The sequence below is a fragment of the Aquibacillus rhizosphaerae genome, from assembly GCF_030282825.1.
GTDB classification, from domain to species: domain Bacteria; phylum Bacillota; class Bacilli; order Bacillales; family Amphibacillaceae; genus Aquibacillus_C; species Aquibacillus_C rhizosphaerae.
In genome coordinates, this window is record NZ_JASTZU010000058.1 from 108,287 (window position 1) to 131,608 (window position 23,322).

At 34.1% G+C, this 23,322-nt stretch carries 23 protein-coding genes, 1 tRNA gene and 1 pseudogene; 10 read left to right on the top strand and 15 right to left on the bottom strand.

Annotated features, from left to right (window positions below; translation table 11 throughout):
- Positions 1-565 precede the first annotated feature (565 nt).
- Positions 566-1,399: a formate/nitrite transporter family protein gene (locus tag QQS35_RS17585; RefSeq protein ID WP_285933536.1), complete on the bottom strand. Its 834-nt coding sequence runs from the start codon at positions 1,397-1,399 to the stop codon at positions 566-568.
- A 179-nt stretch (positions 1,400-1,578) separates the two neighbouring features.
- Here QQS35_RS17585 and QQS35_RS17590 point away from each other — a divergent pair, with 179 nt between their 5' ends.
- From QQS35_RS17590 to sda, 3 genes are all read left to right on the top strand, one after another.
- Positions 1,579-1,731: a hypothetical protein gene (locus QQS35_RS17590; protein ID WP_285933537.1), complete on the top strand. Its 153-nt coding sequence runs from the start codon at positions 1,579-1,581 to the stop codon at positions 1,729-1,731.
- A gap of 306 nt (positions 1,732-2,037) precedes the next feature.
- Positions 2,038-2,763: a LytR/AlgR family response regulator transcription factor gene (locus QQS35_RS17595; protein WP_285933538.1), complete on the top strand. Its 726-nt coding sequence runs from the start codon at positions 2,038-2,040 to the stop codon at positions 2,761-2,763.
- A gap of 180 nt (positions 2,764-2,943) precedes the next feature.
- Entirely contained in the window at positions 2,944-3,078 is a 135-nt protein-coding gene (gene sda, locus QQS35_RS17600) for a sporulation histidine kinase inhibitor Sda (RefSeq protein WP_285933539.1), read from the top strand.
- Between the two features lie 100 nt (positions 3,079-3,178).
- On the opposite strand, the gene selA is transcribed toward sda, so the two are convergent.
- The 5 genes and pseudogenes from selA to QQS35_RS17620 form a co-directional block, all read right to left on the bottom strand.
- Positions 3,179-4,591, bottom strand: coding sequence for an L-seryl-tRNA(Sec) selenium transferase (gene selA, locus QQS35_RS17605; protein ID WP_285933540.1), 1,413 nt, complete (start codon positions 4,589-4,591; stop codon positions 3,179-3,181).
- A gap of 121 nt (positions 4,592-4,712) precedes the next feature.
- Positions 4,713-4,895: pseudogene (locus QQS35_RS22955) on the bottom strand (Rdx family protein); the annotation flags it as partial.
- Between the two features lie 154 nt (positions 4,896-5,049).
- Positions 5,050-6,951, bottom strand: a complete 1,902-nt coding sequence (selB, locus tag QQS35_RS17610) for a selenocysteine-specific translation elongation factor (RefSeq protein WP_285933541.1) — start codon at positions 6,949-6,951, stop codon at positions 5,050-5,052.
- Positions 6,952-7,155: 204 nt separating this feature from the next.
- Positions 7,156-7,317: a YfhD family protein gene (locus QQS35_RS17615; protein WP_285933542.1), complete on the bottom strand. Its 162-nt coding sequence runs from the start codon at positions 7,315-7,317 to the stop codon at positions 7,156-7,158.
- Positions 7,318-7,439: 122 nt separating this feature from the next.
- A complete protein-coding gene (locus QQS35_RS17620) occupies positions 7,440-8,042 on the bottom strand; it encodes a pyridoxamine 5'-phosphate oxidase family protein (protein ID WP_285933543.1) in 603 nt (200 codons plus the stop codon).
- A gap of 243 nt (positions 8,043-8,285) precedes the next feature.
- Here QQS35_RS17620 and QQS35_RS17625 point away from each other — a divergent pair.
- From QQS35_RS17625 to QQS35_RS17655, 7 genes are all read left to right on the top strand, one after another.
- Positions 8,286-8,382, top strand: a tRNA-Sec gene (locus tag QQS35_RS17625).
- Positions 8,383-8,606: 224 nt separating this feature from the next.
- Positions 8,607-9,599 carry a glycosyltransferase gene (locus QQS35_RS17630; protein ID WP_285933544.1) on the top strand — a complete coding sequence of 331 codons (993 nt, stop codon included), beginning with the start codon at positions 8,607-8,609 and terminating at the stop codon, positions 9,597-9,599.
- A gap of 53 nt (positions 9,600-9,652) precedes the next feature.
- On the top strand, positions 9,653-10,702 hold the full coding sequence (gene selD / locus QQS35_RS17635) for a selenide, water dikinase SelD (protein ID WP_285933545.1): 1,050 nt from the start codon (positions 9,653-9,655) through the stop codon (positions 10,700-10,702).
- Positions 10,703-10,819: 117 nt separating this feature from the next.
- Positions 10,820-11,713 carry a phosphate/phosphite/phosphonate ABC transporter substrate-binding protein gene (gene phnD, locus QQS35_RS17640; protein WP_285933546.1) on the top strand — a complete coding sequence of 298 codons (894 nt, stop codon included), beginning with the start codon at positions 10,820-10,822 and terminating at the stop codon, positions 11,711-11,713.
- A gap of 12 nt (positions 11,714-11,725) precedes the next feature.
- Positions 11,726-12,481: a phosphonate ABC transporter, permease protein PhnE gene (gene phnE / locus QQS35_RS17645; protein WP_285933547.1), complete on the top strand. Its 756-nt coding sequence runs from the start codon at positions 11,726-11,728 to the stop codon at positions 12,479-12,481.
- A 13-nt stretch (positions 12,482-12,494) separates the two neighbouring features.
- Positions 12,495-13,253: a phosphonate ABC transporter ATP-binding protein gene (gene phnC / locus QQS35_RS17650; protein WP_285933548.1), complete on the top strand. Its 759-nt coding sequence runs from the start codon at positions 12,495-12,497 to the stop codon at positions 13,251-13,253.
- A 229-nt stretch (positions 13,254-13,482) separates the two neighbouring features.
- Positions 13,483-14,073: a polysaccharide deacetylase family protein gene (locus QQS35_RS17655; RefSeq protein ID WP_285933549.1), complete on the top strand. Its 591-nt coding sequence runs from the start codon at positions 13,483-13,485 to the stop codon at positions 14,071-14,073.
- A 48-nt stretch (positions 14,074-14,121) separates the two neighbouring features.
- Here the strand turns inward: QQS35_RS17655 and dacB are convergent, their stop codons facing one another.
- From dacB to QQS35_RS17700, 9 genes are all read right to left on the bottom strand, one after another.
- On the bottom strand, positions 14,122-15,609 hold the full coding sequence (gene dacB / locus QQS35_RS17660) for a D-alanyl-D-alanine carboxypeptidase/D-alanyl-D-alanine endopeptidase (RefSeq protein WP_285933550.1): 1,488 nt from the start codon (positions 15,607-15,609) through the stop codon (positions 14,122-14,124).
- A gap of 156 nt (positions 15,610-15,765) precedes the next feature.
- Positions 15,766-17,853 carry a substrate-binding domain-containing protein gene (locus QQS35_RS17665; protein WP_285933551.1) on the bottom strand — a complete coding sequence of 696 codons (2,088 nt, stop codon included), beginning with the start codon at positions 17,851-17,853 and terminating at the stop codon, positions 15,766-15,768.
- 172 nt (positions 17,854-18,025) lie between these two features.
- Positions 18,026-18,544 (bottom strand): YcxB family protein, encoded by a 519-nt coding sequence (locus tag QQS35_RS17670; protein ID WP_285933552.1) that lies wholly within the window; start codon positions 18,542-18,544, stop codon positions 18,026-18,028.
- Positions 18,545-18,789: 245 nt separating this feature from the next.
- Positions 18,790-19,038 carry a DUF6171 family protein gene (locus tag QQS35_RS17675; RefSeq protein ID WP_285933553.1) on the bottom strand — a complete coding sequence of 83 codons (249 nt, stop codon included), beginning with the start codon at positions 19,036-19,038 and terminating at the stop codon, positions 18,790-18,792.
- Between the two features lie 64 nt (positions 19,039-19,102).
- Positions 19,103-19,711, bottom strand: a complete 609-nt coding sequence (locus QQS35_RS17680) for a 3'-5' exonuclease (protein WP_285933554.1) — start codon at positions 19,709-19,711, stop codon at positions 19,103-19,105.
- A gap of 298 nt (positions 19,712-20,009) precedes the next feature.
- Entirely contained in the window at positions 20,010-20,921 is a 912-nt protein-coding gene (locus tag QQS35_RS17685) for a hypothetical protein (RefSeq protein ID WP_285933555.1), read from the bottom strand.
- Entirely contained in the window at positions 20,918-22,027 is a 1,110-nt protein-coding gene (locus QQS35_RS17690) for a DUF6677 family protein (RefSeq protein ID WP_285933556.1), read from the bottom strand. The genes QQS35_RS17685 and QQS35_RS17690 overlap by 4 nt, the downstream gene beginning before the upstream one ends.
- On the bottom strand, positions 22,024-22,458 hold the full coding sequence (locus tag QQS35_RS17695; RefSeq protein WP_285933558.1) for a hypothetical protein: 435 nt from the start codon (positions 22,456-22,458) through the stop codon (positions 22,024-22,026). Before QQS35_RS17695 ends, QQS35_RS17690 begins: the two co-directional genes overlap by 4 nt.
- The gene (locus tag QQS35_RS17700) at positions 22,458-22,997 is read right to left on the bottom strand and encodes an RNA polymerase sigma factor (RefSeq protein ID WP_331490856.1); all 540 of its coding nucleotides are present in this window, start codon (positions 22,995-22,997) and stop codon (positions 22,458-22,460) included. Before QQS35_RS17700 ends, QQS35_RS17695 begins: the two co-directional genes overlap by 1 nt.
- Positions 22,998-23,322 lie beyond the last annotated feature (325 nt).

Consider the following 23,322-nt stretch of genomic DNA (forward strand, 5'->3'; position numbering starts at 1 on the left):
AATACTCCGTTCTGGCAGAATACTCCGCTTTCCACGGGAACGGCTTCAGCTAACAGAAGAAAAACACTTCTGAGTGGATCTTCAGCTCACGCTGTTCCAGTAGGAGTCTATGTCTTCTGCCTTCACTAATTGTCATAATAATTTACATTAATAGTTTAAAAGTTCTTATAGTTTTAAGGGTCATTAACCTTCATGAACTGTATAATTGATTCTAAGAAAAACACTATCCTAACGTAGGAAATATACGGAGACTCCTTGAAAATACAAACTGATTTTCTGCGTGCGATGTTGTTCTAAGAAGCTATCCTTATCCTGTAGGAAAGCGATGACGCTGAGACCCCACGGAAAGCGTAGTGTATTTCCGAAGTGATGGAAAGTCACTAATCTAACGAACTATGCAGGAAATCATCATTGCTGTTAGTGTAGACTATATTTCATCTGTCATAAACATACTTTTAGAAATCAGTCCTGCAAAAATAAATGTAGCTCAAATTCCACATTGAGACTTTACTTTAAGAGGTAAGCATTAGAACCTCCTTTTTGAAAAGACAAGTAAACATAGACACTAATTATTTTCTTTGACAACAGTTAGTGGAAAATCTTGAACATCTTCCCCTGAAAATCCAACTGATTCTTTCCTAAGGTATGCAATCCAATATGCGCCTGCAACAAAAATAATACCACCAACGGCATTACCTAGAAAAACCGGAATAAAGTTTGTTAAATAGGCAGTCCAGCTAAAATAACCTGCAAAAATAGCTGCAGGGATCAGAAACATATTAGCTACCACGTGTTGGAATCCAATCGCTACAAATGCCATAGTTGGAAACCAAATACTCAAAACTTTTCCTGCCATATCTTTTGCACCATAACTTAACCATACCGCAGAAGCAACTAACCAATTACATCCAATCCCAGATACAAAGGCTTGAACAAAAGATGCATCAAGCTTATGCTCAGCCACATGGATGGTTTGTGTTAAATAAACACCAGTTTCTGTTAAGCCAACAACATGACCAAAAAAGTAAGCTACAAAAAGTGCTCCGATAAAATTACTTATCGTAATAACAATGAGATTCACACAGACTTGTATTGTACTTATTTTTTTAGCCATTCTCGAAAGTGGTACAGCCATCATATTGCCTGTTAATAACTCACCACCAGCCATTAATGTCAATATTAATCCTAAAGGAAATAAAGAAGCACCTATAAATGTAGAGAAACTCCCCCACTCTGCTGGCATACTTGCGGTCACTCGTATATATAATAAAAATCCTAATGCAATAAAAGCACCCGCTTGAAAACCTAATATGGTCGATTCCAAAATCGATAAATTCGCCTTTTTCTTTCCTGATGCAACAGTATAATTTGCTATTTCTTGCGGACTATAAAAGCCCATATAACCAGATCCCTTCTACAATTGTGAAACACCTCACATTATATTATACTCTTTCTTCATTAATACTTAAGTGAACAATTTGTAAACTTTTCTTAAGGAATAATTCTTGAAATGTCTAATATACTAAATTAATGAAAATACTAGATTTAGAAATTAACTTCGTTAGGTGGTGTTCAGTCATGAGTGAACCAGAGTTTTTATTAACCTATAATGCAAGCAATTATGAGTGGTTTTTTTCTATTGATGAAATGATAGAATTTATCGAGGAACACAACCTCCAATCATACGAAGCCCTCCATATTCCTATTGCAGATGAGTTAGAATTATACTAGGGACTATTGTAATTTTATCTAGTCTTTAATAGAACATACATGTACTATTAAGTAGGGAAAGTTTATCCTTTAGCCTCAATTATTTTTAACTATAATACAGTGAGTCAATTTCATAATTACCTTATTCAGTCATCTGCGACAATATAGTTTGAAAATGGTTATATAGAACTATATATTGTTGTAGGTGACTACAATATTGGTATTATGAAATTGATTAATAATATGTAATAAATGCATTATCTACAAATAGTGATAAAATAACAATTTAACTTCTTAGAAAAATTTGTCATTGGATGTGCAATCTTCATGAAAAAATATAAAGTCATCATTGGACAACTACATGATCGGACTATAAACCTCCTCCTACTATTATTTGAAGAACTACCCGATTTTGAAGTAGTTGCTTGCGTAAGAAAGGGAGAAGAATTTGTCGAGCAAACTTTACTATTGCATCCAGATATTGCAATTGTCGATATAAGTATTCCTGAATTTGATGGAATCACTATTATTAAGGAATGTCACATTTTACTCCCCAAGTTAAAAACTATCTTTCTAACACGTTCTACATCATTTGCAGTTAAAGCCTTCGAAGTTTCGGCAGTTGATTACATCATCATACCATTTAAAAAAAGTAGACTGATTTTAGCGTTGGAAAAAGTTAAAAAAGCTATCTTGCTCGAAAGTACAGCAAGCACTGATAATAACATTAGTGTTCTTACTGTTCGCGAAGGAAGTTTCTATTACTTTATTGATAAAAAAGATATTTTATATTTAGAAAAAGTCGGTCATGTAGTCTTTATTCATACAGTTGAAAAAATTTATAAAACTCAAGAGACGTTAGCCTATTACAATGACTCGATTGGTGATAATTTTATGAAGTCACACCGTTCCTACATTATAAATCTACAAAAGTTAAAATACATTGAACGATCTGGCAAAACCTTTTTAGCTAATTTTTATAATTATGATAAACCAGCATTTGTTTCAAAATACCAGTTAGAAAAAGTAATAAACAGAATAAACCAACCATGATACATTACTATAATTCCAGTCATTTTTTTGAGAATATAGCATTTTTTCTCTAATAGAGCAATTTCATTTCTAGATAGTCTATTTCATTCGCTTAATAGTCAATCTCAACAATCTTACGTATAAAATTCTATTAGACCCTTCTCTATTAAATGAATAAACTAGAGATTAGGGAGGGGTTTTATGGAGAATATGTCGAATCAACAATTAATCGAAGCATATAAATCAGCTATTGCACTTAATTTAGACATTGAGTTTTTACATATATTAAGACAGGAATTACATGAAAGAAACATATTTATAACAGTTAAATTATAATGTTTTACAAAATAAAGACATGAAGCTATTCTTTTGCCTCATGTCTTTATTTATATCACATTTAATTAATGTACTTACTTCCGTTAAATCAAGTATTGTCTTATACATTACCCAAAAAGCGAAATCCTTCTAATAGTTCTGGTATCTCTTCATTTGAGATAGTTCTAAAATCCAACAGCACTTTCTCATCCTTCACTCGTGTAACAATCGATGGTTTATTATTTCTTAACTTTCTGGCTAAATTTTGAGATGAAAGTTGATGGTGACTTACTCCAACTACGTAGGTTGGTAACTCTACACCTGGCATAGTTCCTCCACCAATTTGCGAACTTTCTTCTAATATATCTAACTTATATTCAGTCGTAAGCTGATGTAGACTCCTTGAGAATTGATTTGCTTGTTTTAGAATCATCTCAAGTGGCTTTGTTATATCTCTTACAGTTGGGATTGTTTTTGCTTCCTCTTCTCCATAGATATAACTACATAATGTTTTTTCTAAACCAGCATAAGACATCTTATCAACACGGAGTACGCGTGCCAATTGGTGTTTTTTTAATTTTTGAATATAGTCTTTTTTTCCAACGATAATTCCAGATTGTGGTCCACCTAGCAGTTTATCTCCACTAAATGAAACAAGATCCACTCCTGTTTGGATTACATCTTTTACTAGCGGTTCATCACCAATGCCAAGTTGCTCAAAATTGAATAAAGATCCACTACCTAAATCCTCATAAAAAATCACATGGGGGTACTTGTTTTTTATTGCAACAAGATCTTTAGTATCTACAGATTCAGTGAACCCGATGGTTTTAAAGTTGCTCGTATGGACTTTTAAAATCATACCGGTAGTTTCAGTAATCGCTTGTTGATAATCATAAAGATGTGTTTTATTTGTCGTCCCTACTTCTACGAGCTTTGCATCGCTTTCCTCCATGATGGAAGAAACACGAAATGAACCACCGATTTCTACTAGTTGCCCTCTTGAGACGATTACTTCTTTATCCTTTGCCAAAGCCCTTAACACTAAATAAACAGCAGCTGCATTATTGTTTACGACCATTGCCGCTTCTGCACCTGTAATTTCAATTAATAAATCTTCTAAAATATCATGTCTTGACCCGCGTTTACCGGTCTCAACATTGTATTCTAAATTTGAGTAATTACTTGCAACGTCTACCATTTGTTTAATCGCAGAATCACTTAAGCGAGCTCTTCCCAAATTTGTGTGTAATACTGTTCCGGTGGCATTAATCACTTTAAATAACCGTTCCTGTTGAAATATATGTAGTTTCTGTTCTGTAACGTCTAATATATATTGAAAAAATGCTTGTTTGGATGGGTTTTCAACTGGCTCTTCACCTTCTATCAATTGCAATCGTAACAGATCAATTTCCGTTTGAATCGTTTTAGTCACTCGTGCTTCTGGTATGCTCAATGTTTTAACAAGCTTTTCGAATTGTTCATCTTTTTGTAATTCATGAACTGGGGGTATGTATCTGAGTAATTCTTTCATACTAAGTCCTCCTACTAAGATGCTTCTATTATAATGTCTTTGACGGTTAAAATAAAATTTTTATAGAAAAAAGTACTAAACGCCTTACATAGCATTTAGTACTTTACATCAATTATTGGAATTAATTACTGAATTCTTGAATTAGCACATCGAATTCTGGATATTCACCAGTTTCAAGCTTCGAATAAATCTTTTTATCATTGACAAAAATTTCAAAAGCCCCACCCGAACTTGGGATTAACTCCAGCGATGATATGTCTGAACGAAAATGTGTAAACAACTGTTCCGCAAAACTTGCGGCTTTAGGTGCGTAGTTTCACTGCATGCAAAATTCAATCTTTACTCTATAACTCATGTTGTAGGTCCTCCTTTTCCCTTTGTATTCTTTCTTTATTGTAATAAAAAGCACAGTAAAAATAAACACATATCCTTTTAGGTCTGCTCTAATAAACTTCTACTTATTTTTGCGCTAGCCAACATCTTTCCGATTCATTTCTTTCTGTAAACTGCAAATGATCAAGTAATTCAAGTAATGGTATTAAATACTTTCTAGAAACGTTCCAAACCGTTTTTACTTGCTTTAAATTAAAACAATCACTTGTGTTTTCCCGTAATTGATCCACAGCTTCATCAAAAGACTGCTTATGAACAAGTAATTCTTCTGTTAACAGATATGCTTGATTGGTTTGTACCAAGTATTTTTTTAAATTTAAACTGTCCTGTTCTGACAGTGGCGTATCCATGGTATAGTCTTCCCACTTTTGAACCGATAGACCGTCCGCCTTCAATTTACTAATTATTTCTTCCATTCGCGTTTTCCACTTTTCAGGCAGATGCGTATGGAAAGCAGTTTTTGCTATGAATTGATCAACCTTTTTTACCACCTTAGCTTCTAATAATTCTTTTAATGCATACTCAATTAACTGCTTTGGAAAATAACTCCTTACTATCTGTATAAGCTCTGCTTTATTTTCACCTAATTGCATTGGATGACTTTCATGATAATCTTCTAGGGCTTGTAATAGTAGATCTTGTAATTCCAAAACATGCTTAACAAGTGCGTATTTACCATTTAATATCTCTATGATTTGTTTGGAAGTCACTAATTCTTTTATAATTCTTTCTACCTCTACCTCTTCTAACGAAGTAGTTTGGATTAGTTTTGTTTTATCAACTAATTGCTCACTCATTAATACCTCGATAATCCGGTCTTCTGGAGTACCTTCGCGTTTTGTTTCTAACATCTTAATTGTGTCTTTACCAAATCGGTATTTACCTGCATTCGGTTCTACAATCCAGCCACCACCTATCGTCTCAACAGGGGTAGGTCTTCGTAAAATAAAGCGATCGCCTCGTCTGACAACAATTTCTTCATCAAGGCGAAGTTGACAAACGATCTCACCCGGTTCATTTAAAACTTCGTTCCGATCAAAAAATACGATTTTCCCCATTACTTCAGACGTTCCCACATGTATTTTAACAGGAGCACGCTGTTTAATGGGAAAACGCAAATCACTAACAAATTGTAAAGACACATCAATTGTTTCCGTAACTAAGAAGTGATTAGAAGCAACCAAAACGTCTCCACGATTGACTTCGTTTTTATCTAGACCACTTATATTAATTGCAGCTCGCTGTCCTGCTCTAGCGTGTTCTACATCCTTATGATGCACTTGGATGTTACGAGCTTTTACTTTATTGTTCTTTGGTAAAATAGTTAACATACTTCCATTTTCTACAATTCCTTCATAAACAGTTCCACGGACGATAGTTCCTTGCCCTTGGGCCGTAAACACTTGATCGATTGGCAACCGAAATGAACCATAAAGGTCTCGATGTTGAACCGATTTTAATTCACTGTAAATTTTCTCTTTTAACTGTTCGATTCCTTTCCCTGATATACTATCAACTTGCACCATCGGAGCTTCATAAAAGACGGTTTTAGATAAAACATCCTGAATATCTAAAGTGACTAACTCCAGTAGTTCCTCATCAACACGATCCATTTTGGTTATCGCAACGATACAACGTTTAATTCCTAAAAACTCAAGAATCTCAATGTGTTCCTGTGTCTGAGGCATAACTCCCTCTTCAGCAGCAACGACCAATATTACCAGGTCAATACCCGCAACCCCTGCAATCATTTGCCTAATAAATCGTTCGTGTCCAGGAACATCAACGATAGAAACATGTACATTATCTTTTGTATGTAATGGAGCATAACCTAGTTCTATCGAAATACTCCGTTCTTTTTCTTCTTTTAATCGATCAGTATCAATATTCGTTAATGCTTTTGTTAACGATGTTTTCCCGTGGTCGATATGTCCTGCCATACCTATAGTAAAAAATGTTTCATCCATTCTGTCACCAGCTCTCTTATTCATTGCTAGTTATTACTTTAATCCTTGCTAAACGTTGATTCAAGCATAATGTAACTATGTTAATCAATTTCATAATACCAAATTTGTCGCTGATGACTGAATAAAGTAATTATGAAATTGACTCCTGTATATAAAATAATTGGTTCATTGTATAAGAACAATGAACCAATTATTTGTTGTTCCTTAATCCTTTCTTTCCTCACGCTCATTCTCTACAACCCCTAATTGAACTTCAGGATTATTAGACATTTCCATATCCACACCAGTCGTTGTTTTTTGATTTTTAGGTGTTTGTGGGAGCTTTGCTTTATTATTTTTACCATGACGATGTTCATCTCTACCCATATTTCTCCACCTCTTTTCTATGGTATACCTGCTTAGTATGAATAATTTTCTGTTAAACATGTGTAAGTGAAGTAAAAGATAGTTACCGTTGTTTCCTTATTATGTTTATACTATTCCAGTAGTTACTTTTTACTACTTTTTGCTTTAAAAAAGTCGCCACCTTTTTGTTTTTCATCATCTGTTCCCCAATGAATCTCTTTATCAATAGGTTGTAATCTTGGAATATGTTTGGAACAATGAATATATGCTTCATCTACCTTTACGACAACCCAACGTTCGGATTTATTTCCTTCTTGTTCTATTATATCGTTGAAGACTTTGTCTGACATGTCTATCGTAGATAGTTCTTTATTCTCAATTAACGAAGCAGTACCATTAACGTGTAAACCTATATTATCTTCAAAAAAGTCAATAAACATTAAGCCAATATGCGGATTTTCCACAATATTACCTAGACTTGCCATTACACCGTTTCCTTTATATTCAGGATAGATTAATGTTTTATTATTTATCACTCTTACAAATCCCGCTGAACCAGCGCGAAATGAAGCATCACAATTACCATCGCGATCGGCAGTAGAAATAAATACCATACCTTGTTTCGCAATAAATACTTTCATTTCTTCATTTAAATACTCTAACATCTGATTATGATAAAAGGCGTTTGCTCTTTTTGTAGTGTTGTATTTTTTCTGAAGTACGTTTTCACCTCTTGAATCAAACATATTTTTTCATCCCCCAATTAATGTTCAAAAGATCAGTAAAAATAGTAGAACACCTATGAATAAAATTTCAAGCTTTACCAACTATGTTAGCTTATCCACCATCAACTTATCAATAATTATATATTATTATCAGAAAATTCAATCTATTATTAAGATCTCAAGATACGTTAGTATTTTCCACTTGGCATTCTCTTATAGTTCAGTTATACTAATTTTCGTGGTTTACAAATCTTTAACCCATTTGGGGTTGGATGGGTGACTGGTGTCCCCCTGGGTCTTCAAAACCCTGAGGAACCTGCGTGCCAGGTTCGGTGGGTTCGATTCCCACACAGTCCCGCCATATTAATATTAAAATAATCTGCCTTAGTTCTAGACATTTAGAGCTAAGGTTTTTTGATTTTGATACCCGACTTTTTTTAACTTTTAAATTGCATTTAAGATGACAGATATAAACAAATCATACATAATCAATATGTTAACTTATCTAAGAATTGTTCCATAAGATTAAGCCCAAACTATAAAGGGTATAAGCACTGTGAAATTATTCAATAAAGGATGTCATAAATGAAGGTCGTACTAGTCACACCAAATTTTCATCAACCTAGAGGCAATACAATTACTGTTCAAAGGATTGCAGACGGCCTCAAATCAATGAATGTCGACACTGAAATTGTTTCCACAACAGAAGATACTGAAATGACTTTTTTACCAGAAGCAGATGTTGTCCATGGTTTTCATGCATATAAGTTTTATTCTTTTATGGAAAAATTAGATGTAAAACCAAAAAGTTATGTTCTAACATTAACAGGAACCGATTTGAATCATAATTTATTTGATAAAAAAACACGCCCAGATGTACTGACATGTCTAAGAAATTCAGTGGCTATTCATGTTTTCAATGAAGAAGCAAAACAAACTTTATTAAGCGAAGTTCCTGAAGTAAAAGAAAAAACTTTTATGGTACCTCAAGGAACTGAAATTTTGCATGATACAAAAGCAGATTACCAAAAACAAGAAAATACATTTTTATTCGTGTTACCCGCTGGAATTAGAAAAATAAAAAATGTACCTGCAGCAATTGAGATGATGGAAAAGCTGCATCAGAAATATAATCATGTTCGATTATGCCTTGTTGGACCAATCCTTGAAAAAGAAGAAGGAAAAATTGTGAGTGAAATGGTGGAAGACAACAATGATTGGATAGATTACTTAGGACAATTACCTCATGAAAAAATGGGAACAATCTATTATCAAGCTGATTGCGTGTTAAATACGTCTCACTCAGAAGGTCAATCATCCGCAATTTTAGAAGCAATGGCGCATGGATTACCGGCATTAGTATCAGATAACCAAGGCAATAGAAGCATCGTATCACATGAAAAAACAGGTTTTATATACCAAAACTCAGACCAATTTCTTGATTATGCTGAGAAAATAATGAATAATAACACATTAAGGTACAAAATTGGGGAAAGTGCTAAGGAATATATTTCCCAAAATCATTCAAGTGAAAGTGAAATAAAACGCTTGTTAAAAATCTACAGGAAAGCATTGTAACTACAAGCATATTATCTTTCATAAAACCGGACACGTAAAAAGGAGTGAGCTTCATGTCAAAAAAAGAAATTATAAAATTAACTTCTTTATCCACAAAAGGTGGCTGAGGATGCAAAATTGGTCCTGAAGACCTGACGCAGGTTCTGCGTCATTTACCTAAATCTGTACCAGATCCAAACTTGTTAGTCGGATTAGAAACTTCTGATGATGCAGGTGTATACAAGATTAATGATGAGACAGCATTGGTTCAAACATTAGATTTTTTCACACCAATTGTTGATGATCCTTATATGTTTGGCCAAATAGCGGCAGCAAACGCACTTAGTGATGTTTATGCAATGGGTGGTAAACCAATCACAGTTATGAATATTGTGGGATTCCCGATAAGTACCCTTGATAAAAGTATTTTAGCAGACATATTAGCTGGTTCTTCTGACAAAGTCGCAGAATCAGGTGCCGCACTTGTTGGTGGACATTCAATTGATGATCAAGAGCCTAAATTTGGATTATCCGTGACTGGAACGATTCATCCAGATCGAATTAGAGCAAATATTGGAGCTAAACCAGGTGATAAGCTAATTTTAACGAAACCTATTGGTGTAGGTATTTTAACAACGGCCATAAAAAATGATCTTCTAGATGAGGAGACGTTAAATGAAGTTATGAACGTGATGGCTATGCTAAACAAAGATGCTGCTGAAACAATGGAAGATTACGAAGTCAATGCATGTACAGATGTAACCGGCTTTGGTCTACTTGGTCATACACGAGAAATTGCTGAGGGCAGTAATGTTGGAATTACCATTGATAGCAAGTCTGTTCCACTTTTATCCAAAGCAAGAGAACTCGCTGAACAGGATGTCATTCCTGGTGGGTCAAAGAAAAACCACAAGTGGCTTGCACCTTGTATTGATTATAGTAATGATATTAGTGAAGTTGACCAACTGATTCTTTGTGATGCTGTTACTTCTGGTGGACTACTTATTTCTATACCTGAAGCCCATGCAGAACATTTACAACAAGCATTGCGTAACAAACAGGTCCCTTCTGCTATTATTGGCGAAGTCACAAGTGAAAAACCAGGACGAATTACTGTAATTTAACTCGTCAACTGACGAGCCTAAAAAGGACTCGAGCAGAGTCCTTTTTAGGCTCTTTATACTTAAATTTATCGATTCATAATTTATAATAACTGTCTAAAAATAATATGAGGTGAGAAAATGAAAAAATTAATTATTAGCATGTTAACACTCAGCGTGTTAATCATAATTAGTGCCTGTGGTCAAGAAGAACAAGGACAAGAAGAAGAACAAGAACAAGAAGCCTTTACAATTGGGGTTATTCCTTCCCAAACAGAAGGCGAAATGAATGAAGCAATGAACAATCTCCAATCGCTTTTAACTGAAAAGCTTGACCGTGAAGTTTCTATTGAGGTCTATCCTGATTATAACGGAGTGGTTGAGGCAATGAACTATGACAAGATTGATATGGCCTATTTTGGTCCACTTACCTACGTAATTGCACACGAAGAAAGTAATGCAAAAGCAATTATTACTCAATTAATTGATGGCGAGCCATTTTATTACTCCTATATTATTGCACCTATAGATAGTCCGCTAATTTCAATTGAAGATCTTGAAGCATCTGCGCAAGAGCTTGACTTTGCTTTTGGTGATCCTAATTCCACATCAGGTTCTTTAATTCCTAGCATTGAATTAAGCGACCGTGGGATTTATCAGTCAGAGGATGACCATCAATTTAACTCTGTTCGTTACACTGGTTCACATGATGCAACAGGGTTGGCAGTACAAAATCAACAAGTTGACGCTGGTGCAATTGATAGTGCAATATATAATCAATTAGTAGAAGCAGGTTCATTAGATGAGGATAAAATCAAAAAGATTTGGCAATCCGATAAATTGTTTCAATATCCATGGGCAGTTCATCAGGATACCGATGAAGAGACAATTGAACGACTACAAGAAGCTTTTTATGCCATTGAAGACGAAAAAATATTGGAAGCTTTTGGTGCATCTGGCTTCACTGAAGCAACTAACGAAGATTATGAAAGTATCAAGCAAGCTGCGATAAAACAAGGAATTATCGAAGAATAGAGTTGATCATCCATGTGGTTTAAACGACGTAACATTCTTACATTAATAATACTTTCTCTGTTTGTCTTTATCAGCATGAGACTGACAGAATTTGATTTATCCAAGTTTAAAGATTTCCGTAATATGATCGACTTTTTATCAAGATGGTTTCCCATGGATTATGAAAAGCTCCCCCTTATGATTCAAGATAGTCTTGAAACATTAGCAATGGCTTTTTTAGGAAGTTTTTTTGGACTATTAATAGCGATTCCAATTAGTTTTATAGCTGCCAAAAACACTTCCCCATCGAAGTACTTGTTTCATTTTACAAGGGTGACGCTTAGTTTTATAAGATCCATTCCCGAAATCGTATTTGGATTAATTTTACTTACAGCACTTGGCTTAGGGCCCTTTCCAGCCGTTTTAGCTATAATGTTTCATAACGTAGGTGTGCTCGGAAAACTGGTATCAGAGTTAATAGAATCTGCTGACCCAGGTCCTCAGGAAGCCATGAAAGCAGTGGGAGCAAAAAAAAGTTTTGCTAATCTTTTCAGTATTCTTCCACAAATCTGGCCGAACGTATTATCACATTATTTTTACCGGTTTGAAGTGGCAATCAGAACATCTTTGATTTTAGGGTTTATTGGTGGTGGAGGAATTGGTCAACGACTTTTCAATGACTTCAAGACCTTCCAATATTCTTCTGTATCACTCGATGTTTTGATTATTATGATCATTGTTATCGTTGTCGATTTGTTTGGCAGCTACGTAAGAAATAAAATCATTTAGGGGGTGATTGAATTTGTTAAAAATTAAGGATCTATCAGTTCGTTATCGTGGAAGCAGAGAAGATGCATTATCTTCCATCAACCTAACATTCCAAACAGGAGAGTTCGTTTGTATCTTAGGGCAAAGCGGTGCCGGAAAATCAACATTGATTCGTTGTATTAACGGACTTCAATTGCCATCGACTGGTACTGTGTCCTGGAATAACCAAGACATCTCCACTATGAAAGAGGAACAAATACGAAATGTTCGTAGAGAAATGGGCATGATTTTTCAACATTTCAATTTAATTCCTCGGTTAAGTGTTCTACAAAATGTATTAACCGGAATGTTTGGTTATCGGAATACATTTAAAAATTTAATTGGTTGGTTTACAGATGAGGAAGTAAAACGAGCAAAACAAGTTATTTCAGATGTAGGGCTAAATGATTTAATGTATCGTAGAGTTGAACATCTTAGTGGAGGACAAAAACAGCGGGTTGGTATCGCCAGAGCGCTCTTGCAGCAACCAAAACTATTACTTGGTGATGAACCAGTTTCGAGTCTTGACCCTGGGACATCAAACCACATTTTCACCCTATTACAGGAAATGCATAATCGCCATCGTTTGTTAACGATAATTAATGTGCATGACTTTGAACTTGCTAGGCGTTTCGCAACACGTCTAGTTGCTTTAAAAGATGGAAAAGTAATTTTTGATGGAATACCCGAGGATTTCAAAGATAAACAATTTAATGATACGTATCATTCTATAAAAGAAAAAGTTACTACGTAATTATTTTAAGAGCTGAGAAAATTTTGGATTTCTAGCTCCAGCGTTTGGTTAGGTCTTAAGTCAAACATCTATGTATAAAGGTTACCAGACCCTTTCGAAACAAGAGTTTTACTTGTTTCGAAGGCGCCCCTAGCTTTTGTAAAAAGATTCAATCCAAATTAATATGCTATGTTAAAAAGGTGTGACTCATATGATAAAAACTCCTTGAGTAGTAAACAATAAAAGGGTCGTGTACGACTCTAATGACACGAATATTTTAACAACAATTCAACCATGCAAAAAGAAGTCCGTCGTATTAACTTTTGATGATGGTCCAAGTAAGATGTTGCCAATAATTCTAGACATACTTCAAAAAGAAGGAGTTCAAGCGGTATTCTTTTGGCAATCTCATCTGATATACGCCAAAAGACCTTGGCAAAGAACCTTAGATGAAGGCCATTTAATTGGAACGCACTCAATGAAACATCGAAATTTGACGACCTTAACCTTTCAACAACAGCTGCATGATATAGAAAGTAGTAAAAAAGTAATTGAACAAACTATTCACTCTGAAGTAACACTGTTTCGACCACCTTTTGGTCAATGCAATCGAAATACAATCAAAGCAGCTCAACAACTACATTTAACTCCTGTCATGTGGCGTGTTGCTTCATTCGACTGGGAATTAAAAGATAATCCAAATCAAATCATCACAAATGTCATTGACCATTTGGAAGACGGTGCGATTATTCTATTACATGAGCTAAAACAAACAGTAGCAATCTTACCTGAGTTAATTTCCAAAATTAGAGAAGAAGGTTATACTTTCTCTCTAATTTAAACATTTAATAAGAGAGTGACACCACCGTTTCTACGTAGTGTCACTTTTTTATTGATTAGCTATAATGGAAACAATTTTATCCTCAATGAACGGTCCATCTTCTTCATCTAATAAATTATTAATTAATATAGAAAAAATCAACGATTCATTACTTTTTGTTTTTACATAGCCTGATAAAGAACTAACAGTAGAGATTGTTCCTGTCTTTGCTCTAACGTTCCCCTGTGTTGCAGTATCTTTTAAACGATGACGCAACGTCCCTCCAACATTACGGTTTTCTTCACCTGCTATCGGTAACGATTCCAAATAGGATTCAAACCATACTTCTTGTTGAACGGAATACAATAGCTTTGAAATTTCATTAGCAGGAACTAGGTTCACATGTGAAATACCAGAACCATCTCGTATTACTAATGAATCTGTATTTACTCCTAACTTTGCAGCTTCCTTCTCTACTACTTCTAATCCTTTTTCCCAACTACCTTCTCCTGTCTCTACTTTTCCCATTTCTTTTACGAGTATTTCTGCATGACCATTATTACTTAGCTTCATAAATGGAATCAATAGCTCAGATAAACGCATCGATTTATCAGAATGGATGATGTTTGCATCTTCAGGTGAAGGATTGAAGTTTATATTACCTGTCCATAAAATACCTTGATCTTCCAAAGCTTGAGTAAATAACTCTAATGCATATCCAGTAGGTTCCCAAACCGCCATCCATTCCCTCACGTTCCCAGATTGAATTGGAATATTCCCTTCAATAACAAATGTGTTTGTCCCATGCTCTCGATTAAATATTAAATTTTCCTCTTCATCCGATGCGACAGTTTTCGTATTATTAATAACTTTTATGTAGGATGTGTTTGGTGAAATATTTATTACTGCCTTCTTCCCTTTCGAACTTCCTGGTAGAACATCAACAATAACAGTACCAGCGTCAAAGTCTTTATTTGGCGAAGCAGTTAAAGCAGAGACTTGTGCTCCATAATAAAAATGCTCATCACTCCATACTAAATCTGGAGATAACCGTTCATCATCATACCAGGTATCATCACCATTAATATTTCCATCAATTACTTTTACTCCCTTTTTTTTAAGCTCTTTAGCGATTTCAACGAAGTCTTCCTGTAATAGAGTTGGATCACCTCTACCTTTTAAATAAAGATTACCTTCTAGTGTATTACCTGTTATTTCCCCATCTGTAGTAAGCTCAGTTGAAAACGTATAAGCTTCACCCAGCTTAGAGAGTGCAGCCGCTGCCGTCAATAGTTTCATATTAGATGCTGTTCTCATCCTAGTAGCACCCATATGATCATAGATAATTTCACCTGTAGAAGCAGAGCGAATACTAATACCTATGATGGCCCCATCTAAAGTCGATTCATTTTGAATAAGACGGTCTAATTGTTCTTTCATTGTACTAGTCCCCTCTAATCCTTTTACTGGTGGACTATCCTTGTCTAATGTTGGTATTATAAAAAATAAAAACACAACAAAGAATACCACACTAAGAAAAATAAAGTGTTTTTTCATGATTACCACCCTTTTAAAATTGCTAAGTGGTCACTATTATTTCCTAGTTTTACTTTAATAGTACCATCTTACCATTTAATCTTTATTTTAGTTTATGTACAAATTCATTTAAAAACCCCTTCTTGAAATCAAAAGGGGGTTAAGTCTAGACTTTTCTTAATTTGCAACTTTACTTTGTTCATTATTTGATTGAATCACTTTTGCATTGGTCTTGTTTATTACATATGTGCTCAAAAGCTCTTTATCTTTCACCTGTTTTCCTGATTCTATATCATAAAAACACTTAACTGCAATTTCGCCGAATAACAGTTGTCTTTGAGACACAACAGCTTCTAACAATCCTTGATTTAAATAGCTAATATTTTCTGGGTTATTATCAAAACCAATAAATTTCAGTCTCATTGTTTTGTTTGATTTAACAAAAATCGAAATAATATTCCCAAAGTCACTATCCACACCTGCAATTAAATCAACATCTTTATTTGTATTTATCAACTTCTCTAAATCCAATAGCCGTTGATTATAATCGTTAAAACCTGCTTGTACACCACATAATTTTATTTTCGGATAATCTTTTAGCACTTGTTGTATACCTTTGATACGAAGCATAAGGTTTTCTTGATATTGATTCGTAGCACTTAAAATCACTTTGCCTTTTCCTTGTAAGGATTTTGCAATGAGATTGCCCATATTAATGCCAGCCTCATAATTATCTGTTCCTATAGAAACTATACGTTTACTGTTTGGTACATCAGAATCTACACAAATTGTCTTTATATTGCATCGATCTAGTTCATCAATAACTGGAGCCAGTTTCTTTAAGTCAGAAGGAATTAGAATTAAAAAATCTATCCCATCTCGTTTCAATTGTTGTATCGTTTTGATTTGCTCTTCTAAGCTGAAATCATTTGCATGTTTATCTACAAACTCATACCCATATTTCCAAGCCATCTTTCTAGCATTTTCAATCATTTGAGAAGTAAAGGAATGGCCTGTTTGAAGGTTACTTACAAATCCAATCCTTTTTATTCGCTTCGCTACTGTTTCTACCTTATACTGTTCAACCGATGTTCCGACCTTCTCCACTACATCTTGTAACGTGGTCGATAAGTCATATAACACTTTGTTTGATTGTTCTTGTTGCATACTTAACGATGCAGCTTCTTCTGTCGATGCCGCTGTTTCTTGTGCAACACCTGTAATATTTGTTATCGAATCCACAATGTCTGCTCTAGCTTTATCAAGTACCGACATATGCTCCCGAATGTTTTTCTGCCTGTTAGCTAGGCTTCCAATGTTATCGTTAATATTATCAAAAGCCGTGTTCACTTCTTGAATCGTATCTTGTTGAATTTCAAACGTTTCATACGTAGTTTGAATGGAATCTACAACTGATGTAAATTCCTGATTAACTACATTGATTACTTCTTCAATTTCCGAAACGGAAATAAAACTCTGATCGGATAACTTTCTTATTTCATTTGAAACAACAGCAAAACCTTTCCCTGAATCCCCGGCTCGAGCAGCTTCAATCGATGCATTAAGTGATAACAAATTTGTCTGAGCAGCTATGTCATTAATTACAGTAGTTGTTCTATTAATTTGATTTACACTTTCTTTTAGTTTCTCTAATTGTTTGATTACATGTACCAATTCTTGTTTGGTCACTTGACCCGATTGAATCGTATTGGATAACTTAACATTTCCTTGATCTTTTAAGTCTTGTAATTTAATTATTCCTTCATCCATGGAATCAATCGCTAAAAGCATATGTCTGAATTGTTCTGATAAATCAACTGTAGAACGATTGCTATGCTCTGCATCGTCAGCTTGTTGTTGTGCGCCTTTTGAGACAGAAAGATTCACTTCTGTCATTGATTTAGCTATATGAGATGATTCATCTGCCGTTTCAATAACGACGTTAGTTAACCGTTTTATTTCATGAACTGATGTTTGAAAGTTCTTTATCGTTGAACTAAACTCATCATAAATATAGGCCATATTTGGATTAGATTGGTTAATTTCATTCCACTCATTTGTATCTCGCAAATCTCTTTGTCTTATTAATTGAATTGCTAAATCCTCTGACTCTGAATGATCTTTACGTCGATACAGCTCAAAAACAATAACACCAATAAACACTAAAATAAAAATGATATTACCTACTAAAGAAAAATACTGTCTAACGATGAATGCTATAAAAAAAATGAATGTAAATAATGCTATGTACAAATTCCTAGACAAAATAATCCCACCTTTTCTTATGTGAAAGCGTATTCATATTTACATTATAAATTACATTCACAAAAAAATCATGAAAATCTTAAAAAATGTTGAATTTTGTAAATTCACCATTCATAAAAGCAAAATCAGGTAAAAATCCCAAAGAGGAATATTCACCTGATTTTATTTAGGGTTATGATGGTATGTGAAGCTTTACTGTTTCATCAAACTGTTTCAAACTTTGTCCGGGTAAATATCTTTTCGGTATGATATAAGCATTAATCGATCCAATATAAATAAAATAATAATCCTTTTCTTCTGCGAAATTCACAACACCCGACCAGTTCACTGAAGTTTGACCATTTGTTGTTTTGTCAATAATACCTGCTTCATCTACCTTCATCTGATGTTTTCCTAGTAAGCTATCATTTTCACTTTCTTTAATCATCTTATATGCGTTTCGTTTTATTGTTCCATAAAAGAGCCTAGGATAAAAAACAACCCACAAAATGCTTATTACTATGAACGGAACCAACGTTACCAATATCGGTATTTCCGTTATGAAGGAAAAAACAGCAGCAAGCCCGAGGTAAAGAATTGGAGCGGTCACCCTTAGATAAAACAAGGTTTTTTGAATGCTCTTTGAGTGTTTCGCATGGTAAAGATTAAAATTAATATAATCATCTTTCGTTAATGTATAGTTTATTTCCATCTAGTTCGCTGCCTTTCTCATTAAAATTCTAGTTAACTATGATATCCTAAAATCGTCGTACATAGTCTGACTAATTTTTATTATTGAATAAAAATCCATCTATAGACTGATGCGCACTAACGGAAAACGGAGTATTCTGATGAAGCTAGTTTAAGCACTAAACCATCATTAAAACAAGAGAATAATCATTACAATTGATTTTCTTTCAAACGTGACAATTAATTAAATGATCATTTAATTAATTGTCACCATTTTGCTCCTGAAGGGTAAGGGCACCTTTTGTATGCAAGCTTTGCTCTGAATTTCACGAAACACCCACAATGACTACATGTTGTATTATATAAAAGTGATGGACACTCTTTACAAAAATCTAGTCTATATTTATATAATTCATCGTCAGCAATGTCTATTTCAAACTGCAATTGCTCTTCTATAAGTTTATCAATTTCTTCTTCTGAAACAACCACAGATGCCGAACATCCCTTACAGGTCATTAGTCACACCTCCACATTATACTGAACTTATCAGCTTTTCGACCAATTACTTACCTACTATGATTTAAGTTCTCATCTTCTTCTGTTTTGTTCGTTTCAATTTGGGTGTTATGTAATTCCTTTCAAACACTCTTCCACATGATATTTGTAGTAATGCAATCAATTCTCTTAAATCAGATACATTATGATCTCGCATTGCTTTTAACAATAAGTGCACAACTACTCTAGAGTCCTCTAAAGCATGATGGTGTTCAAATTGAAACCCGATAAAATCAGCGAGCGAATTAAGCTTGTAATTAGGTAATCCTGGCCAGGCTTGCTTAGATATTTGAACAGAACATAAATACTCTAATTCAGGATAGGTCAACTCGAACCGATCTAATGATGCTCTTAGAACACTCATATCAAAACTCGCATTATGGGCAATAATAATATTATTTTTTAGGTAGGGTTCTATCGTCGGCCATAATTCTTCAAAAGTAGGCGCATCTACTACATCTCTTTCTGTAATTCCATGAACAAAAATATTATGTGATTCAAAATCCGTTAAGGGATTAATTAAGCTATAAAACTCGTCTACAACTCCTTGTTCATTAGCTGTTACAATCCCAATGGCACAAGGGCTAAAACGATATCTATTGGCGGTTTCGAAATCAATGGATACAAGGGTCATAGTTTACCTCCACGTTAGTTGGTCTACTGTTGTTTTCTATATTATATGAGTCAATTTCATAATTACCTTATTCAGTCATCTGCAACAATAAATAGTTTGGAGATGGTTTTATCCAACTATTTATTGTTGTAGTGACGACAAAATTGGTATTATGAAATTGATTAATATACATTACTATTTTAACATTATTTCTATGATTCTTTCATCTATTTCTATTCCGCCTTCACATATTTTTAAGAATTTAAATAAGCAGCTTTCCTTTTGATTATTTGGAAGGGAAAGCTGCTTGTTTTATTTATTAGTCTCTGATGATTAGATATTCTATTTCATCAAAAATTAGTTTGTTTTTTCCAGTGCCAAAAACCTTTTCTATCTGAATCGGTGTTTGATAGCCTTCCGAACCTTCTTGTTCCATTTGTTTATCCCATGATAAATCATCCATATTATTAATGGAATTCACTAAAGCAGAAAATTCAACATTGGAACCGTTATAGTTATTAACATATACCTCGTCTGCAGATTCAACAAACCAGTTAGCATGTAACTCATCCATCTTCATATGCACTTTCTGAACGGTTGTTCTTACTTCTACATTTACATCATTTGGTACCGAGATTAGAAAGTTAAATTGTTGAAAGTGATTACCAATCAACTTTTCACTAGTTCGTGCTTTTAGCAATTTAATATGTAACGTGTCCCCGGTTTCTACAATGTAAGCAATATTTTCAGGTTTAATTGTGGGTGAATTTACCACATTTGCCTCAAACGTTCCAAAAATATTAAGTGTATCTGAAGTATTAGTCTCGATAGAAATTTGCACATCTGCAGGTTCTATCACCACACGCTTAACTTCATCACCTAAGCTATAATCAATCGTTGGTAGGGCACCTTCTACACTTTCCGCATTAACCGTATCTGAAATAGTCGACAATAACCCACTAGATATAGCAACATACATTATAATCGAAATACTACCTATGAAACCGATAAATATAATAGATAACAGATCATACTTGACAATTGGCTGTTCTTGTTTTGATACATACAAATAACAGATAATCTCAATTCCTAGTACGATAAGAATGATAGGAAACCATGCCATCGCTATCTTAAGAACATCCAACCCATTAAAATGAGAAACTAATAAGACAACTCCGAGAATAATTAACACCATTCCCATCGAAATCGTGCCAACTCGACATTGTCTCATTTACTCTCCTCCTTACTTTTTTTTGAACCTATTATCAATTTGAAGCCACCAAATATAAATAAAAGACTGACCAGCGAAATTTGAAAATATTGATTGTAATAATAACGAATATCAAGTTGAAATGTTGATTGAAAATAATAAGATAGTGTCGGTAACATAATTGTATCAAAAAGGTAAAAGCAACCTAATAAAATTAGACCCACTCCTAACCATTTTTGATGATTAATTAAATAACGAATAACGGGTACATCCTCTAACTCTGCTTGATCGACACGATTTACGCGCTGAAGTGCATCGAAAAAACTATAAAACCAAATAATTGGGATTAAAAAGAGAAAGAGTGATAACCTTAGTACATCCAAAATATAAATCGATAACAGAAAACCCGCCATTAACTGCAGCCCTCTTTTTTGCAAACCTAAGTACATATGACCGGCACCAGGAAAAATCGACAATAGGGTAGCCAACATTTTACTTTTCTTTCCTTCTTCTCGAAGATTGTTAAAATCATCCATAATCGTTTTATCCTGTAACGGTTCACCCGCTTGTTTTTTGTTTAACAGTTGTATGACATCAAATAAGCTATAGATCCAAATGATCGGTAAAGCCAATAAAAATATTAAAAATACGCTGCTCGTTAGTACGCTGACAAAGAAAACCATCGTTATGATACCAAAGAAACCTGCTAATAAAGTTAAACCTCGTTGATTTAAACCCATATGAAAGTGACCGACACCTGGGATAAATGACAACAATATCGTATAAAAACGTTCTTGCTGATTATTATCATCCAAATCAGAACTTAAAAATTGCTTATTATCTCCCTCATTAACTTTGTGTTGTGGAACTGTTGACGAGGTGACTTGAGAACGTGCTATTAATGTTATAATTATATCAAGCATATTTATTCCCCAGATTAGTCCTCCTAAAGCTATAAAGATAAACACTGGGTTCCCACCTATAATAAAACCGAATGCTAGGGCCAAGAAAATAGACCCAAAAAACAAAATTGGATAGACTACCCCGCGACCTTTTCTTCCTATATACAAATGGCCACAACCGGGAATAAATGCTAAGATGAACGCTAAAAACGGTGACTTTTTCATTGTTTTTCGTCTCCCTCCATATAATCAAGTATGTCATTTTTGTTATTCATGAACTGTGTTGTAAACGACTGATGTTCTTCTATCTTCGTTGAATTTGTCATATCTAAGAACCCTTGAAATACGCCAGTTAGCATAAGTAATAGTGTTAACCCTGCAGCAATAACATAGTGCGTTAGTGTTTTGTTTATTGGAAGCTTAGAAGAACGTTGAATTTTTTCTTTTCGTTGCTTATGATGATTCATCTTATCCATTGTTACATCTGTAAACGATTCTGATAAACTGACATCTAACGTTTGATTCTCGATTACATCAAGGTATTCGCTTAAACAAACATCACATGAATGAATATGCAGCTCGATAGCTTGTTGCTCTTTTTGATTTAGTAGGTTAGTAATATAATCGCTTAATTTTTCTGGACTTATATGTGACATCACATATCTTCCTCCTTCCATTTCGATTTCAACCATTTTCTTGCTCGGTATAAGCGCATCTCAACCGTCTTTTCTTCTATTTCTAATCGCTCAGCTATTTGCGTATAAGATAGACCTTCTAAATAAAAACATTTCACTGTTAATTGTAATTTCTCCGGCATTTGTTGAACCGACTGCCTAATCAAATCAACTTTTTCTTTTTTCAATAAAACATCTTCAGAACTTTCTCCTATACTTAAATGAAATTCATGTTCTGCTATTGTTAATTCTTCTCGCCTCCGCGCTTTTTTTCGTTTAAAATCAATTGCTTTATGTAATGCAATACGACTTAACCATGTTTTAAAGCCTTGAAATTGATAGGAAGGGAGAGCATCAACCATTTTGATAAACGTGTCTTGAGCAAGGTCTTCTGCTTCCTGTTGATCATGTACGACACTGTAAGTAATCTTAAATACATGGTGTTTATAGCGTTCAATAAGGATACGTAATGCTTGATCATTGCCCGTAATAATTTTTCGAATTAATTGTTCGTCTTCAATGACACTCTCCCCCCATCCTTTTAGCCTCTGTCATATTAGACGTAATCAAAAAGTAAAACACTACATATTTTTAAAAAAACTACAAAAAAATCCCTATAACAGCTAAGTCATAGGAATCCAATACATGTAATTAATTTATCTAGATTCAGAGTGTGTTTGTTTTAACTCTAGACGAATGAAATTTTCCCGTTACTATCATCTTGCTTGCTTAAATAGTAAATTCTTTCTTTGTAAGCGTGTTTGACAAGGGAGAGTCTGATAGTACTATACTCAACATCTTATTAGAAAACTGAATTTCATCTTTGGAATATAAACCTTCCAAAAC

Bases quoted from the DNA above. Each gene is read 5' to 3' on its own strand.
- phnE (WP_285933547.1), top strand. From the start codon at position 11,726: ATGTGGTTTAAACGACGTAACATTCTTACATTAATAATACTTTCTCTG.
- QQS35_RS17630 (WP_285933544.1), top strand. From the start codon at position 8,607: ATGAAGGTCGTACTAGTCACACCAAATTTTCATCAACCTAGAGGCAAT.
- phnD (WP_285933546.1), top strand. From the start codon at position 10,820: ATGAAAAAATTAATTATTAGCATGTTAACACTCAGCGTGTTAATCATA.
- QQS35_RS17685 (WP_285933555.1), bottom strand. From the start codon at position 20,921: ATGAGACAATGTCGAGTTGGCACGATTTCGATGGGAATGGTGTTAATT.
- QQS35_RS17670 (WP_285933552.1), bottom strand. From the start codon at position 18,544: ATGGAAATAAACTATACATTAACGAAAGATGATTATATTAATTTTAAT.
- QQS35_RS17620 (WP_285933543.1), bottom strand. From the start codon at position 8,042: ATGTTTGATTCAAGAGGTGAAAACGTACTTCAGAAAAAATACAACACT.
- selA (WP_285933540.1), bottom strand. From the start codon at position 4,591: ATGAAAGAATTACTCAGATACATACCCCCAGTTCATGAATTACAAAAA.
- QQS35_RS17585 (WP_285933536.1), bottom strand. From the start codon at position 1,399: ATGGGCTTTTATAGTCCGCAAGAAATAGCAAATTATACTGTTGCATCA.
- QQS35_RS17615 (WP_285933542.1), bottom strand. From the start codon at position 7,317: ATGGGTAGAGATGAACATCGTCATGGTAAAAATAATAAAGCAAAGCTC.
- QQS35_RS17690 (WP_285933556.1), bottom strand. From the start codon at position 22,027: ATGAAAAAGTCACCGTTTTTAGCGTTCATCTTAGCATTTATTCCCGGT.
- QQS35_RS17680 (WP_285933554.1), bottom strand. From the start codon at position 19,711: ATGACCCTTGTATCCATTGATTTCGAAACCGCCAATAGATATCGTTTT.
- QQS35_RS17595 (WP_285933538.1), top strand. From the start codon at position 2,038: ATGAAAAAATATAAAGTCATCATTGGACAACTACATGATCGGACTATA.
- QQS35_RS17675 (WP_285933553.1), bottom strand. From the start codon at position 19,038: ATGACCTGTAAGGGATGTTCGGCATCTGTGGTTGTTTCAGAAGAAGAA.
- selB (WP_285933541.1), bottom strand. From the start codon at position 6,951: ATGGATGAAACATTTTTTACTATAGGTATGGCAGGACATATCGACCAC.
- dacB (WP_285933550.1), bottom strand. From the start codon at position 15,609: ATGAAAAAACACTTTATTTTTCTTAGTGTGGTATTCTTTGTTGTGTTT.
- QQS35_RS17695 (WP_285933558.1), bottom strand. From the start codon at position 22,458: ATGTCACATATAAGTCCAGAAAAATTAAGCGATTATATTACTAACCTA.
- sda (WP_285933539.1), top strand. From the start codon at position 2,944: ATGGAGAATATGTCGAATCAACAATTAATCGAAGCATATAAATCAGCT.
- QQS35_RS17590 (WP_285933537.1), top strand. From the start codon at position 1,579: ATGAGTGAACCAGAGTTTTTATTAACCTATAATGCAAGCAATTATGAG.